Origin of the sequence: Silvibacterium acidisoli (assembly GCA_022870745.1) — a bacterium.
GTDB lineage: Bacteria > Acidobacteriota > Terriglobia > Terriglobales > Acidobacteriaceae > Silvibacterium.
In genome coordinates, this window is sequence record CP085323.1 from 2,169,363 (window position 1) to 2,184,814 (window position 15,452).

Below are 15,452 nucleotides of genomic sequence, written 5' to 3' on the forward strand. Positions count from 1 at the left end.
TTCAGAAAGTGAACCGTCCACCCAATTGAATCTCGCGCGGCGTCCCGTTTGTGCTCGTGATCTGGCCAAAGCTCGGATTCTGCGCAGTGCAGCAGGTGGTGTTCGGATTCGCATAGTGAGGCGTGTTCGTTAAGTTGAAGGCATCGACCTGGAAGCTCGCCGCCATGTGCTCACGGAAGCTCACCGACTTCGAGAGTGAGACATCCGAGTTGCGGTAGCTCGGTCCGCGCACCTTGCCGACACCAGAGTTTCCAAGCACATACTGTGGCGGCGTGGTAAGGCAGGAGGTATCGAACCACTCCGTTGTCTTTCCGATCTTACGAATCGTATTGCAGGCCAGGTTCGCGCGATTGGAGAAGCCGCTGTTCAGGTTGTCGTTTGAGATGCCAAATGAAAGCGGCTGGCCTGACTGAAGAATTGTGATGGAACTAAGCTGCCAGCCTCCGAGCAACAGATCTGTCGTGCGGCCACTGTTCGCCAGCCACTCACGCCCTCTTCCAAACGGAAGCTGGTATACGAAGTTGGCGATGAAGTTCTGCGGAACATCAGGCGCCTGGCTCGTTCCCGGCGCCCAGTTGTAGCGGTCGTCGAGAGGATAGAAGACATTCATATCGTCCTCTTCTCTCGACCATGTGTAAGAGATACGGCCCTGCAGGCCATGGGAGAAGTTCTTCGAGATCTCGGCCTGCAACGCGTGATATATGGAACGTCCGTCGGAGGTTGCGTAGTTAATGCTCGTCACTTCCGGAGCAATGTCGTAATAGGGCCTGCGTGTGGTCAGGTCTCCTGGGCCGGGTACTGGCGTGTCGATGTTGTAATCGCGATAGAGATGGATGCCGCGGGTTCCAACGTAGCTAAGCCGGAAAGCCGAGGTTGCAGTGAGCTGCTGCTCGACACCCAGGTGCCAGGCGTATGCATTGTCAGGACGGAAGCTTCTGGGGATCAGGGTCACCGACGAGTTCGGTTGAGGCGTAACCGGTGCATCCGTCGAGATAGGAATAAACCCGGGCAGGCCATTCGTGGTTACGTTCCAGAACGGTGTGTAAGCGAGTTGCTGGTTCACATAATACTGCTGGAAGAACGGGAAATTACGCTCGAGATTGCCACCGATCGCTCCGAAGTTTCCGGGAAAGGTCGTCATGCCGAAGGCGCCGCGAATCGCCGTCCTCCCATCGTTCGGCGTATAAGAGAAGCCGACGCGCGGCGCGAAGTTTCCATAGTAGTTGTCGACATTGGGAGCGCGATTGTCTGAAGTTGCGATATCGAGCAGGCCCGTCTGCAGGTTGAAGTTCGACTGGCGATTGAACTTGTCAATCGCCTGGGTGATCACATCCCAGCGGAGCGCAAGGTTCAACGTGAGTCCCTTTGCCACATGGTATTCATCCTGTGCGTAGATACCAGCCAGATGCGCTCTCGTGGCCGGGTCGGTATCGACGAATCCGCGATAGAGGGACGACGGGATTCCAAGCAGGTAGCTTGCGAAAGCATTGCCGCCTGAGCTCGTGGTGCAGTCCGGCTGGCCGGTGCAACTGCTGGTGTAATCGGCGTTGAAGGAGAAGCTGCCATTCTGGCTGGCATTCGCGTTGGTCAAAGATGCCTGCAACCTGCGATAGTCTTCGCCAAAGACGAACGTATGCTTCCCGAGGATCTTCGTGAAGTTATCGGTGATCTGGTACACGTTGGTGATGCGGTGAGAGTTCGTCCAGTCCTGTGACCCGGTCGGAGCGATGTTGCCGATGTTGAAGATAGCGAGTCCGGAGGCTCCCGGGAAATCTGCGTTGTTTCCATTAGGAATTCCCAGCGTCGTATTCTCGTTCGTCTGGAAATCGTTACCAAAATCCTTCGTGTAGAACCGGTTGAAGCCGAAACGAAGTTCGTTGTTGGTCGTCGCGGAGAAGATATGGTCCCAGCCCACGGCGATGTTGTGGTCGCGCGACATGGCATTCACGTCGCCAATCTCAATGAACCGGGTTCCAGGCGATGGTGCAGTCAGATCGCGCCGTTGATAGGATTCGCGCGCAAAGAAGCGATCATTGTCCCTGAGTTGGTAGTCGACTTTCACATCGAACTGGTGGTTGTTATCCGTCTCCTGCGTATTCGCCTGGTAATTCTGGCTGATGCTGTTTTGATTAGTTGCTTCCGGCCAGATGCCGGCAGCGCCGACCATCTTGCCTGCGACCGAGTCGAAACGGCTGGAAGGAATCTGATAGGCCGGACCCTGAGGGGTGCTGACGATGGGAAAAGGATTCCCGGTGGAAGGATCGTAAATCGCTGGAAACTGACTAGTCAGGAAGTAGCCCTGGCGCATGAGATCGGTGGGAACGGTCAGGTTGTAGGCGATTCCGTTGTTGAGCAGCAATCCCTGGTAATCCACGAAGAAGAAAGCCTTGTTGCGGATGATTGGACCACCGAGAGATCCGCCGAACTCGTTCGATCTGTACGGAGCTTTGCTCTTCGCCTGCCACTGGATGGCATTCAGGCTGTCATTGCGGAAGTATTCATAGGCGGACCCGTGAAATTCATTCGTACCGGATTTCACAAATGCGTTCACCTGCGCCCCGCCATAGGTTCCGACGGTAGCTTCGGCGTTGTTGGTCGAAACCTTGACCTCCTGCAGGGAGTCGAGTGCAGGTGTCACGTTAATGAATGCGTTCAGCAGCTCCATATTGCTGACGCCGTCGAGAGTGTAGGTAGTGCCTCCCCAGGGCATGCCATTGACGCTCGCCGAGATAGGCCCCGCGGCCCCGGCTCCGGCTGCCGCTTCGGGGGCACTGCCGAACCCGGTAGCGACTGAACCCGGTACTGTCTGCACCAATTGCGAGAATACTCGGCCATTGAGGGGCAGGCTGTTGATCTCGTGGCTGCTCAGCACCTCGCCCAGCGACGAACTGGTGGTGTTCACCAGCGGATTCGACCCCGTCACCTCAACGGACTGCGAGGCCGTGCCCGGCTGAAGCGTGATGTCCACGCGGGCCACGTTGTCCACAGTCACCACATTTCCCTTCGAAACGACCTTCTGAAATCCAGCAGCCTCGACCTCTACCCGGTAGGTGCCTGGAGGAAGAAGATTGGCAAGATAACTCCCTTGCTCATTCGAGATGAGGGAGACCGTCTGACCGGTGTCCTGATTGATGACGACTACATGCGCACCATTGACGACTGCTCCGGTGGAGTCCTGAATGGTTCCCTGCAGGCGCCCGCTGACGCCCTGCCCGAAGGAAATATGCGTGGAGAAGAAAAGGCCCAGCACGCACAGGAAAAACATGCGAAGCGACACGCGGAATAGTCGGGATCTCTGCTGGCCCCGGTAATCAATCGTTTGCGAAAACATACGGCCTCCTAGGCTGCTGCCAGGACCGCGTGTCGCCGGAATGTTCGCATCCTTCACAGGGTGGATCTACCGGCGGACGTTCGAGGTTTGTCAGCAGCGCGAAATCTATTGAGCCGGAATGACGATCGTCCAGATAAACGCCGATACCGCACGGCTACAGCGCCCAAAGCTTTTTGCAATCTATAAGAAGCAAAGGTGGTTACGCCGTTGTTACACGGCGTTACACGAGGCTGAATGTCCTCAAACTCAACGCCTCGATGAAGTGTTTGGCTCCCCGTGGAGCTCAAGGCGCGAGAGTAGGAAGTGGCAGGATATGCCTCAGCCGATTCCCAGTTGGAAATGGCGATTCGCTACTTTGAATGGGGTAGGGGATGGATAGCGGTCAGATCCGTCTTGAGAACCATGTCGCCCTTTTCAAGCTGGACCCTTACCAGTGCCTGAAAATATGGCATCTCGCCCGTCAGGCTGATACCCTTCGCGGCGAGCGCAGCAGTAAGCGCCTGAATTCCATCGGCAGTTGCCATGAACCTGGTCACACCCTCGGTACCCTTCGTATCCAGACCACCGAGGACGGCGATGCGGTGGCCCTGAACGACTCCGGGCTGAATGGAGATGAGGCTGTAGTCTACCTTGAGCACCTGCGTCTTTGCGTCGCGCTCGGTGTGGTAGGTAGCGCTTTCGCCCTTCTGAGGGTGAGCATTCAGGATGACGGCCCGCCATTGCTCGCGGTGACTGTCCGGATTATCGAAAGCGAAGTCGCCCTCTGCAAAGAGCTGCCCTACGGCAACGTTTTGAAAGGGAGACCCCAGCAGGATCACACTGTGCTCTTGCAGGTCTTCCGGGGTCACGTTGCGGCTGGTCTTGATAATCGGCTTGAGGCCCATCTCAGCAAACAACTGAGCGAGCGCCGCCACACCCTGGAGTTCGCCCGTGCCGGTATACCCGTCCTCATAGTAGAGAGCCCCGGCGTCCTTAACCAGAGCTGGGTTGGAGGCAAATTGCTGGGCAAGATGCTCTTCGACCCGGGCGCCGCGGCTGTCGCTCGCGCCCTGCCGGAAGCGAAGGAGATCGTTGGAATCATCGAGCAGGAAGACAGCGTTCGGGTAAGCGATGATGGGTGCGCGATCTCCCTGAAGAAATGCGGCCCAGAATTTCTTGACCGGATCAACGGAGTTCGCTGAAGCGATACCGATTCCTGTGGCCGAAGATTTCGACCGCACGCTGCCGAGAAAGAATCCCGAAATGAGTGCTGCCGCCAGTAGCAGTGCGAGCACCGCTGATTTCAGAAGTGTTGTCTTTCGAGGCAGTTGCTGATCGACATTAACCGTCGTATCAACTTCGTCAGCAGGTGCCGTGGCATTGGGGTCCTCACGAACGACCGCTTCCGAGGATTCAGGCTTCGGACTCTCCGCTTCGTCTTTCAGCCGGATCACCGGGCCATATTGCCCTTTTGGGATTTCGATGAGGATACGGTCGTGAATGCCTTCCTGGCCGTAAAAGTCCCGAAGTTTCTGGCGGAGTCGATGTGTCTGGACGCGAACAATCGTGTCAGTTCTAGGGTCAAAATCGGGCTTCCGGCCAAAGGCCTCCAGACCGATCGTGTATTCCTTGAGGAAATCGGTACTACCCTCAAGATATCTGCTGACCAGGTAGCGAAGAAGCTGCTGAAGCGTGCTCGAGCCACGCAGGCTGTTCGAGTGGACGATGCGTTCAACCTGTTGTTGAGCTTCTTCGTCAGAAACCCTGCCGACTTCTGACAGGACGGTGATGGGAGTCTTGAGCAATTTAAAATTCGCCTGAGTCCGCCTGCATAAAGCCGTGCCGTCATCACGAGTAATACTCCAGAGATGAAAGCAAGCACCCAGACTTCTCATTGACAATATACGGCAAATCAACCGGTGCACGGCCCTGCGGCAGATTCCTTGTGAAGGAACCTGCCCAGCAGGGAGAGCCCACCGCTTTTCCTGCAACAGTTTGTCTTAAAGCATTTTGACCGCTTTTGGCACAGTCGGAAGCCCAAGCGAAAGAAGCTATCTCTAAAGGCAAAAGGAAGTCTCCGACAAGGTCGCCGGCAGACTTCATGTTTCCAAATAGGGATGGCTGCTTTCTCGATACGGACAACTATCGCTGGGAAGTCTTTGGAAGGTCAATGGCGGAGGGAGAGGGATTCGAACCCCCGTTGGACTTTCGCCCAAAGCGGTTTTCAAGACCGCCTGTTTCAACCACTCACACATCCCTCCGCGTGAGGTGTAAACCCAGTTTAACAGCCCGGAAAGCAGGGGGGAGCAGCATTTGCGCCGCTCCCCTCTGCTTGGCTTCGGACTGGCTTATTTCCTGATCGATACGGTCTGCTCGAGCGGCGTCTTGTCTGATGACGGCCCTACCGTCAGCCTGTATTCGCCCGGCAGTAGCTCGAAGGCATCCTTGTCTACAAGGAACACCGAGAGATACAGCGGATCGATCTTCAGCGTTACCGTCTTGCTCTCACCTGGTGCGAGGTCCACGCGGTCGAAAGCCACCAGCCGTTTGTATGCTTCGCCCGCCGCCTTCGGCAGCGCTCCATAAACTTCGGCGATCTCTGCACCGGCGCGTGAGCCGGTGTTCTTAATGCTGAAGCTCACTTCCTTGCCGCCTTCCTTCACCTTCAGGTCAGAGTAGGCGTACGTTGTGTATGACAGGCCGAATCCAAACGGAAACAGTGGTTGGATATGCTGCGACTCGTACCACTTGTAGCCCACCTTCGCGCCTTCCGTGTAGTTCACGTCGAACGGGGGCAGTTTGTGATCCGGACCCTCTTTCAGGTTCATGCCGGCGATCTCAGGGTGCGGGAGATCTGCGTCACGTTTTGCAAAGGTCACAGGTAGCTTTCCGGACGGATTGACCGTACCGAAGAGCACGTTGGCTATTGCTTCGCCACCTCCGATACCCGGATACCACGTTGAGAGAATGCCCTCGACCTTCTCGGCCCATGGCATCGTTACCGGGCCACCCGTTTCGAGCACCACGATCGTATGCGGATTCGCCGCGGCCACCGCGCTTACCAGCTCATCCTGGTTTCCTGGCAGTGAAAGTGTCTTTGCATCTTCACCTTCGTGCATTACCTGGTTCACGAATACGATCGCCACATCGGAAGACTTCGCCAGTGCGGCTGCGGAGGCAGCATCTGTGCCTTCGTTGAACTCGATTTTTGCTTCGGGTGCCTGCTTCCGGATGTACTTCATCGGAGAAGAAGGGAAGTACACCGTCTCCTGCCACTTTGGCTCACCAGGGCGCGGATCGATCACGTTGCCGCCGGGAGGATCCACCTGCGCCGAGCCGCCGCCAGAGAGAATTCCCTTGTCGGCATGCGATCCGATGATTGCCACCGAACGCACAGTGCTCTTGAGAGGCAATGCGCCGTTCGCATTCTTCAGCAATACGATGCTCTCTTCTTCAATATGCTGCGCATCTTCGAGCCCTTTAAAGGGATCCACGACAGAACGCGGCATCGGAGGATTGTCGACCACACCGACAGCAAACATGCTGCGCAGAATGCGGTGATCCATGTCCTCCACACGCGACAGCGGAACCTCGCCTTTCTCGACAGCCTGCTTCAGCGGAGCGCCGAAGTAATCCAGACCTGGCATTTCCATGTCGAGGCCTGCAAGCGCGGCCTTCACCGTGCTGTGCGTGGCCTCCCAGTCAGACAGCACCCAGCCCTTAAAGCCGAAGTCCTTCTTCAGAACATCATTCAGCAGGTAGTCGTTCTCGCACGCATACACGCTATCTACGCGGTTGTAGGAGCACATCACTCCCGCCGGCTGTGCAATCCCGATTGCAATCTGAAAGGCCAGCAGGTCGCTTTCGCGGCCAGCTTTCTTATCCACGTGTGCGCTTAAGATTTCGCGTCCGGTTTCCTGGTCGTTGTAGGCATAGTGCTTGATATCGCCCATGATCTGCTGCGACTGCAAGCCCTTCATCAGGTTGCCGGTCATCGTTCCAGCAAGCACCGGGTCTTCGCCCGCGTACTCAAAATTGCGGCCATTGCGCGGCTCACGCGTGATATCTACGCCACCGCCGATGGACATGTTGTAGCCCTGTGCGCGCAGCTCGCGTCCGATTACCGAACCGTAAAGCTGTGCGCCTTGCACATCCCAGCTTGAAGCTGCCCCCAGCGTCGAAGGCAGCAGCGTCGCATAGCGGCTCTCGGTAGCTGCGAGACGAACGCCTACTGCTGAATCCGCGAGATTAATGTCAGGAATGCCCAGCCTTGGAATGCCTTCGGTGTAACCCGCACCTTTATTCGAGCGCGGAGGAATCGGGTCGCCTTCGCGCAGCGCGCCCCACCCGGTGCCATGCACCAGCTGAATCTTTTCGTCCAGCGTCATCTCCTTGATGACCATATCGGCGCGAACGTCAGGCGAGAGCGTCTTGTCGTCCCAGGGATGGTGCTGCTGAGCAACTACCGGGGCAGGAACGAATGCAAGTGTTGCGATCATTGCAAGGGGCAATGCGGGCAGCCGGAACTTCATGTTTCTCCTTTTACACACGAGGGCAGAGACCAGCCGAAAGAAGCGGGCCGGAAAGCACCACAATGTTACGTAGCCGGAGAAACGAACGTCAAATACAAACGTTTGTCTAATGGTCCTGACGCAGTTCTGCGCCAGGACCACTAGACAGGCAGGTGGCTCAACCGTAGATGGAAGCCGCAGCCTGGAACTCCTCGCCGACCCAGTCGGTGAAGGCATCCGTCGACTGGCTGCGCCCGAGGAAGTGTTGCACGAGGTCCTTGCCGGGCAATGACCCGCCCGGTTCGAGCACCGTGCGGCGATACTTCATCGCCTTGGGGTCGTCCAGAGGATTGTTGCGCGAGAACTGGCTGTAGAAGTCCAGCGCAATCACCTTGTCATACAGGTAGGTGTAGTAGTTCGACGAATAGCCGACAAGATGGCCAAAGCTGGCATACATGCGGTTGCCGTCGATCCACGTGTACGGCAGGAAGCGCCTGTAGAGCGATTCGAGCAGCGCATCCGGATCGAGCGACGCTGGCTCTTCGGTGTGCGTCAGCAGCGAGTAAGTTGTGTAGAAGAGCTGCGTGCGCACCCAGTCGGCGCGGCCAAAGGCTCCGGCGCGGTTCATGCGCGCAACCAGTTCCGCCGGAATCGGCTCATCGGTCTCGTAGTGGTGCGCAAAGGTCGCCAGCAGCCGCGCGTCGCGGAAGAATTCCTCCAGCATTTGCGAAGGCACTTCGACAAAGTCGCCCTCCGTCGCGATGCCGCTCAGCCCGGCCCACTTCTGGTGGCCGCCCAGCAGCGCGTGCATCAGGTGGCCGAACTCATGGAAGTAGGTGACGACGTCCGAGTGCTGCATCAACCCGGGATCGCCCTCTTTGCCGCCGGGGAAATTGCAGATCAGCGCGGCCTGCGGAATCTGGCGGCCTTCAGGATGGCCACCGTCCTCCGGACCGAGGAAGCCGGGAATCAGCGGATGCGCGGAGAACCACTTGTCCTTGCCATCGCGCGGATGCATGTCCAGGTAGAAGCGGCCGATGCGGGTGTCGCGGTCGAACACGTCATAGGTGACCACATCGGCGTGCCACGCCTGCGCGTCTTCCGCCTTGCGGAACTCCAGCTGGAAGAGCCTCGCGGCTGTCGCCAGCACGCCTGCCTCGACGCGGTCGTAAGGGAAATATCCGCGCACCGACTGCGAGTCGAAGTCGAAGGCCGAGCGGCGATACTGCTCCAGCCAGTAGCCGCGGCTGTCAGCGGAAATCTCCTCCATCTCTTCGCCGCTCTGCTTCTGCGCGAACTCGTGCAGCATTGAATATTCCTTCAATGCACCAGCTTTACTGGCCGCATCCAGTTCATCGAGGAACGACTGCATATTCGCAGCCGAACCCATCATCTGGTCCGCGGTGGCTAGGTCAGCCCAGGTCGGGAAGCCGAGAATGGTCGCCACTTCCTTGCGGATCGCCAGCAGGTCCAGCAGCAGCTGGCGGTTCTGCGGATACGCCCGGGTGTTGTAGGCCAGGAACATGCGGTTGCGCAGGCTGGCGGACTTCGCGAAGGTCATCACCGGCAGATAATCCGGGAAGTTCGTTGTCAGTGTGATCTTTCCGTCTTCGCCTGGCTGGTGGGCTGCGAGAAAGTCCTCCGGCAGGCCATCCAGCTCGGCAGCGTCGTCCACGATGACCGTATTTACGTTCTCCTGCACGTTCCTGCTGAAGGTCAGAGAAATGACCGTTGCCTTGTCCTGCAGTTCGCGGATGCGGTTTCGAGTCTCTTCATCCTTGTCTACACCGGCCAGACGGTACTGCAGCAGGGTGCGTTCGACGTAATGGCGGGTCGCATCGTCGGCCTCATCGAGGCTGATCTGGTTCAGAGCCTGGTAAACGGCCTGGTTAAGGCCGAGCGCGACGGCTGCCTGCGAGATCGCCTGGGTCGCCTCCTGGGCCTTATCGCGAATCTCCTTTTCCGGATACACGCTGTCGAGCAGCCCGGCCTGCGAGCCGGCCGACGAAAGTTCGGCAATCGCCTCGTCATAGGGCCTCAGGGTGTTCCCCAAGGTGCGTTCTCCTTCCACCTTGAGCAGCGCATCGATCAGGTTCTGGTGGCGATCCAGCCGTTCACGGATCCAGGTTTCAAGGGTGGCGGCGGTCACTTTGCCTGAGCCATCCGGGTTCCACGGATGCGGAAAAGTAGGTGCGGGCGACGAAACTGTTTCAGTCACTTTGATAAATCCCCCTGCTGGTCCAAAGATACCAACGGAGCAGCAGGACAGGCACGGCTTCGGCTCCAGCAAAGTGACGAACGAGGCTATGCGATGCCACCAAAACTGCAAAATCTCTTAAGATATACAGTTGCATCCATCCCGGAGAGCCGGTAAGATGCCGCAATTGCCGCCATGAAATCTACAAAAGAACCGGTGCAGAACGCTCCTGTGATCAAAGACCGCGCCACTGTTACTCTCTCCCCTCAGCTCGTACGTTCCCGCATCGGCAAGGTATGTGTCGCCATTATTGGGTCGACTCCTGCCGAAATGATCGAGAAGGCCCAGGAGGCCGTCCGGGAACATACTTTCTTCGAGTTTCGCCTCGACTACCTGCCTACGCCCCTCACCGCGCTGCCCAAGCTAAAGCAGTTTCTCTACGAGCACAGCGATGTGACGGCGATTGCCACCTGCCGCCGCGTGCCTGGCGGAGGCAAGTTTAAGGGCACCATCGCGGCCGAGCTCGAGATCCTCGAAAAGGCCTACCTCGCAGGCTTCCACCTTGTCGACCTCGAGATCGAGACGGCCCAGTCGCTCAAGAAGGGGCAGCTTGAAAAGCTGCGCTCTCACGGAGGCGCGCTCATCATCAGCGCTCACGATTTTGTAGCGACGAAGGGGCTGGACGCCACGTTCGAAAAAATTCAGCAGTTCCACCCTGAATTCGTAAAGATCGTCTCCACGGCGAAGACCCTTTCCGACAATGTCACCATGATGAAGTTCCTCGAGCGAACCCGGGACCTGGCTGACGTAATTGGCATCTGCATGGGTGAGCAGGGGCTCATCAGCCGGGTACTGGGCCTGCGCGCGGGCTCTGTTTTTACCTTCGCATCAGCAAGCGTTGGAGAAGAAACCGGCCCCGGCCAGATCGCCGCCCGAACCCTGGAAGAGACATATCGCATCGACTCGATCGATGCCGCCACCAAGATTTACGGTGTCGCCGGCAATCCCATCAAGCATTCGCTCACGCCGGCCATGATGAACACGGCCTTCCGGCGCGAAACGGTGAACGGTGTATGCCTGGCGCTTCAGGCCAGTAAGCTCAGCGATCTGCTCACCCTCGTCCGCGACGTGCCGATCAGCGGGCTGGCTGTCACCATGCCTCTCAAGCAGGAGATCCTGCCGGAGCTCGAAAAGACCGATCCCCTTTCCGGAAAAGTAGGGGCCTGCAACACCGTAGTGCGCTCACAGGATGGCAAGCTCTACGGCTTTAACACCGATGTATCCGCCATCGTTCGTCCTCTCGAGCGTCGCCTGCAGCTCAAGGGTGCGAAAGTGCTGGTGTTGGGTGCAGGCGGAGCCGCCCGCGCAGCCGTCTTCGGGCTCAAGGACAAGGGCGCCGAAGTCTTCATCCTGAACCGCACCGTGGAAACCGCACAGAAGCTCGCCCGGCAGGCTAAGGCGAAGACCATCAAGCGCGACCAGCTGGCCAAGACCAGCTTCGACGTCATCATCAACGCCACGCCCGCAGGCATGCACGGCGTGAAGCTGCAGAACGTGCTCGAGCCGAAGGAGATGAACACACGCTTCGTCTTCGACCTCGTCTACAACCCCATCGACACGCCATTCATTCGCATGGCGCGGGAGAAGAACATTCCCGTCATCACCGGTGCGGAGATGTTCGTACAGCAGGGCGCGCGTCAGTTCGAGATCTGGACGGGCAAACCTGCTCCTGAAGAAGAGATGCTACGCGTGGTGGTGCACAACCTGCGTCAGAGGGCCGAGGCGGCCAGGCAAGCCAAGGCATAGAGGCGCTGACCGCCATACAGCGGGCCGGCTCACAGCTGCGTCCTGAACTATAGTGGAGGCTGGCGCGACATTTCCCCCTCAAGGTGTTCGCAATGAGCGATGATTTTTTCTCGAAGCTGGGCCGGCTCCGTAAACCTTCGGCGCCCAGAGCTTCGGCAGTAGACCGGCTGATCGAGTTGGCGGCGGATGCGAAACCCTCCGCGGGACCGAGCTCTGTCGGCGAAATTGTCGCACTCTCCGATCTCGGTACAGAAAAGCCGGCCGAGGTGACCAAGGCCATGGAAGAGGTATCCCATATAGAGCCGAAAGATGCGGACGAAAGCGCTATGTGGAAGGTTTTCCTGCAATTCAAATCTGTTCTGCCCTATGTTTCGCGGCTGCTTCCGCTGCTCGACATCGGCCTCGGCCATGTGCAGCAGCAAAACTCGGGCGTTTCCCAGGAAATGCGCCAGGGCGTGACCAGTATCCAGATGGCTCAGCGCGAAACCCGCGTCACGCTCCAGGACCAGGGAGTGCAACTCAAGCGAGTTGAAGACCAGCTCACCCGGATGCGCGAAGCCTCCGAGAAAAACGCCTTCGAACATGCCGAACTGGTCGAGGACGTGAAGTCGCTTACCAGCCTCGTCCGGGTCGTCGGCGCTGGCCTGGCGATATTACTGGTGGTTCTGATTCTTATGGTGGGCGCCCTGCTCACCCACGTATCCCACTAACCGACACTTGTTGCCGCGGCCGGACGTTCCGGCCCGTGGTCTAAATGCCAGGGTAAACCCCAGGTTGACTGAAAATATCTGATGAAATTTGCTTTCTTTTCAGGGGCCGTTTTTACATGAAAACGCAATGGCTCGGAACGGCACCAAAGTCACCAGATGTCGTTTAAAACGTTATAATTCGATTCCGTGAAAGCAAAATTTCACAAAATGAAATCAGATTACGTTTTTACACGCTAACTTTGTCGTCTTTACTGAATCAACTGTTGCCAGTCGTTTCTTTCGGGAGCTAGCATACCTTCCAGTTCGCCGCTTTCCGCACCACGGTCGGCGGGGCCATAGTCGAAATAAAGCAATGCAGTCTTCCCAGTTGCCGATGTGTCAATCCAGAGAATCCAGTGGAGCGAAATTCTATGGCATGGTATGCCTACTGCATCACCGAGAAACAAGCCTTTCCTGAGTTGGACCGTCACCGTAAGCCAGTACCGATGGAAAGGGTGGCGGGAATTCAGGGCAATCAAGTCTTCTTATATCCAGCCAGTGATCTAGCAGTTATCGTCAGCGAGCACTCCCCAACCGACAATCTGAATCAGCGGGCAGCTATGGACCACGCACGTGTGATTGCGGATTGTTTCAAGACCTCTACAGTCCTGCCGTTCCGTTTTGGAACTGTATTTGCCGACGACGAGAGCCTTCGCCGTTCGATTCGTTCCAACCAGCGCCAGTTCGTGACCAATATCGAACGCCTGCGCGGCAAGGCCGAGATGCATCTCAAGGTGACCCTCGACGATTGCTGCCGTGACCAGATTCGCCGGTATATGCCGGAAGTCGCTGCCGTAGGACGGGAATACCTTAGCAACCTGCGCGAAAGCGCCACGCTCCAGAGAGAGCGACAGACCAAAGCGCGCGCTATTTCCGTGCAGATGCACCGGATGTTTGCGCCGCTCGCCGAAGAGATCAGCTGCAAGCGCACCGAGGCAGGCAAGATGCTGCTCGACATTGCTCATCTCATTGATCACAAAGGTGTAGAGCGCTACCAGAATAAGTATTCAAGCGCCAGCCAGCTGATGAAGGACTGCCAGATGCAGCTTTCAGGACCCTGGCCTCCGTACCATTTCGTGCACCAGTTGACCCGGGCGGGTCATTCGCACGGTCACGCTGTTTCAGCGTAAAATTTCCAATAGGAAAAATAGAAGAGCCCCGGCGGACCCACGAACCACCGGGGCTTCTTAGTAGAGGCTGCAAGCGGGGGAGTTCTCTGGATGAGCTCCCGCCCGAGCCTCTCAAACAACAGACGGAAGAGTCGGTGTAAAAGGACGCAGATTTTCTCCGGCGATTGTCTGGTTTTTTTGAAAAAGATTTTTTCGTCTACCGCACATCCTGCCACTGACATTTTCCGCCGGTAAAATCGCATCATTCGTACCGTAATTCCAGAATCGTATCGGCAAAACCGGCGGCTCTCGACGGCTTCCGCGATCGCCCTGGCGGCGGCGGTACTGCTGCCATTTCTCGGCCATAAGCCGTTAGCCAGCTGGGACGAAGCGATCTATGCCGAGGTGGCGCGTGAATTTCCCGGACGCGCCTGGCTCGTTCCTCACTGGCACTTCCAGCTCTGGCTGGAAAAACCCCCACTCGCCCTCTGGATCACCGCAACCTTCTTTCGACTATTTGGTGTCAGCAGTTTCTGGGCACGTGCCCTTTCGGCATTCTCCGGGGTTGGACTGGTGGCCATCGTCCACGCAAGCGCATGGCGGCTGCGCGGCGCCCGGGCAGCGTGGCTGGCGACGGTCATCCTGCTCACGACGTTCGGTTTTCTGCGCGTTACCCACATGGGTGAGCTCGATGCCCTGCTCACCGTCGGCTGCATGGTGGCTGTGTGCGGATTGGCTGCCGTAGGCCGTGGAGATCTGCGCGGCTGGTACTGCTTCTGGATCGGGTTTGCTGTCGCCGCCATGACCAAAGGGGCGGCCAGCGTTACCCTGCCGCTCACTCTGGCCGGACTGTGGGTTGCAGGCGGCCCGGAGCTGCGGGTGCTGGGCCGCAGGTTCTTCCTGGGGCTGCTCGGATTCCTTGCGCTGGTGCTGCCCTGGCATCTGGCGATGCTTCATCTCTACGGGCGCGGCTTTGTCGATGAATACCTCGGCATGCACGTTCTGACCCGCGCCACCAGCCAGATGGAAGGCCACACCAGCCACTGGTGGTACTACGGACTGGTTCTGCTGGTGTATGCGTTGCCCTGGCTGTTGCTGTACCCGGGGGCGCTCTGGCGTGGCCTGAGCAGGGTTGAGCTTCGGCCCTGGGCGGTCTTCGCCGCTGTGACGCTGATCTTCTTTTCCGTGGTGCAGACGCGCAGCCCGAAATACATCTTCCCCGCCTATCCTGCACTGGCGCTTCTCACCGGTGACTGGCTGGCAAGCTGGCTTGCGGGAAAAACGAAGAAGCAAAACCTCGCAGCTTTGGTCGCCCTGGTGGCTGCGTTCGCCGCAGGAGCAGCTCTCCGCCGCATTCCGCAGCGTCACCTGAACGAGGGCCTGAATGGCGGTTTGCAAGGGCGTGCCGCCCAGTTTCAGGAGCAGGAGGCCGTCACGCTCCTCAGAAAGACCTTGGCTACACCCGCGGCAGAGGCAGAGGGCCCGATCCTGCTCTGGCAGCAGGATGCCGTGACGCAGCTGCCTGCATTGCTCTTCGTGGCGCGGAGGCCGCTACAGCAGGTTTACCTGGGCAGCCTGCCTGACACCCTGCAGGAGGCGCAACGGTATGCGAATCCTCAGCCGCTTGAGCGATTTGTGTCGAACCAGCCACGGCTGATCCTGCTCGATCCGGCGCTCGAGGCCGTGTTGCCGCATGGGATGGAGTTTACGAGGATAGAGAGAGGCACAACGCTGGAAATCGGGACGATCGTACAGAAATAATCCCGGATC

At 58.1% G+C, this 15,452-nt stretch carries 9 protein-coding genes and 1 tRNA gene; 4 read left to right on the forward strand and 6 right to left on the reverse strand.

Going from position 1 to position 15,452, the window contains the following annotated elements; translation table 11 throughout:
- Window position 1: 1 nt before the first annotated feature.
- The 5 genes from LJD29_RS08930 to LJD29_RS08950 all read right to left on the reverse strand — a co-directional run bounded on the left by LJD29_RS08930 (window position 2) and on the right by LJD29_RS08950 (window position 10,039).
- Window positions 2-3,331 (reverse strand): outer membrane beta-barrel protein, encoded by a 3,330-nt coding sequence (locus LJD29_RS08930; protein WP_446745414.1) that lies wholly within the window; start codon window positions 3,329-3,331, stop codon window positions 2-4.
- Window positions 3,332-3,681: 350 nt separating this feature from the next.
- Entirely contained in the window at window positions 3,682-5,115 is a 1,434-nt protein-coding gene (locus LJD29_RS08935) for a hypothetical protein (RefSeq protein WP_446745415.1), read from the reverse strand.
- Window positions 5,116-5,481: 366 nt separating this feature from the next.
- Window positions 5,482-5,571 (reverse strand) — tRNA-Ser (locus LJD29_RS08940).
- A gap of 87 nt (window positions 5,572-5,658) precedes the next feature.
- Entirely contained in the window at window positions 5,659-7,842 is a 2,184-nt protein-coding gene (locus tag LJD29_RS08945; protein WP_446745416.1) for a beta-glucosidase, read from the reverse strand.
- Window positions 7,843-7,999: 157 nt separating this feature from the next.
- Complete coding sequence (locus LJD29_RS08950; RefSeq protein ID WP_446745417.1) at window positions 8,000-10,039, reverse strand: M3 family metallopeptidase; 2,040 nt, start codon at window positions 10,037-10,039, stop codon at window positions 8,000-8,002.
- A 174-nt stretch (window positions 10,040-10,213) separates the two neighbouring features.
- Between LJD29_RS08950 and aroE the strand changes: the two genes are divergently transcribed.
- The 3 genes from aroE to LJD29_RS08965 all read left to right on the forward strand — a co-directional run bounded on the left by aroE (window position 10,214) and on the right by LJD29_RS08965 (window position 13,703).
- Complete coding sequence (gene aroE / locus LJD29_RS08955; RefSeq protein ID WP_446745418.1) at window positions 10,214-11,824, forward strand: shikimate dehydrogenase; 1,611 nt, start codon at window positions 10,214-10,216, stop codon at window positions 11,822-11,824.
- Between the two features lie 92 nt (window positions 11,825-11,916).
- On the forward strand, window positions 11,917-12,534 hold the full coding sequence (locus LJD29_RS08960) for a hypothetical protein (RefSeq protein WP_446745419.1): 618 nt from the start codon (window positions 11,917-11,919) through the stop codon (window positions 12,532-12,534).
- A gap of 410 nt (window positions 12,535-12,944) precedes the next feature.
- Window positions 12,945-13,703, forward strand: coding sequence for a GvpL/GvpF family gas vesicle protein (locus LJD29_RS08965; RefSeq protein ID WP_446745420.1), 759 nt, complete (start codon window positions 12,945-12,947; stop codon window positions 13,701-13,703).
- A gap of 111 nt (window positions 13,704-13,814) precedes the next feature.
- Here the strand turns inward: LJD29_RS08965 and LJD29_RS08970 are convergent, their stop codons facing one another.
- On the reverse strand, window positions 13,815-14,048 hold the full coding sequence (locus LJD29_RS08970; protein WP_446745421.1) for a hypothetical protein: 234 nt from the start codon (window positions 14,046-14,048) through the stop codon (window positions 13,815-13,817).
- A gap of 39 nt (window positions 14,049-14,087) precedes the next feature.
- On the opposite strand from LJD29_RS08970, the gene LJD29_RS08975 reads away from it, so the two are divergent.
- The gene (locus tag LJD29_RS08975) at window positions 14,088-15,443 is read left to right on the forward strand and encodes an ArnT family glycosyltransferase (RefSeq protein WP_446745422.1); all 1,356 of its coding nucleotides are present in this window, start codon (window positions 14,088-14,090) and stop codon (window positions 15,441-15,443) included.
- The last annotated feature ends 9 nt before the right edge of the window (window positions 15,444-15,452 follow it).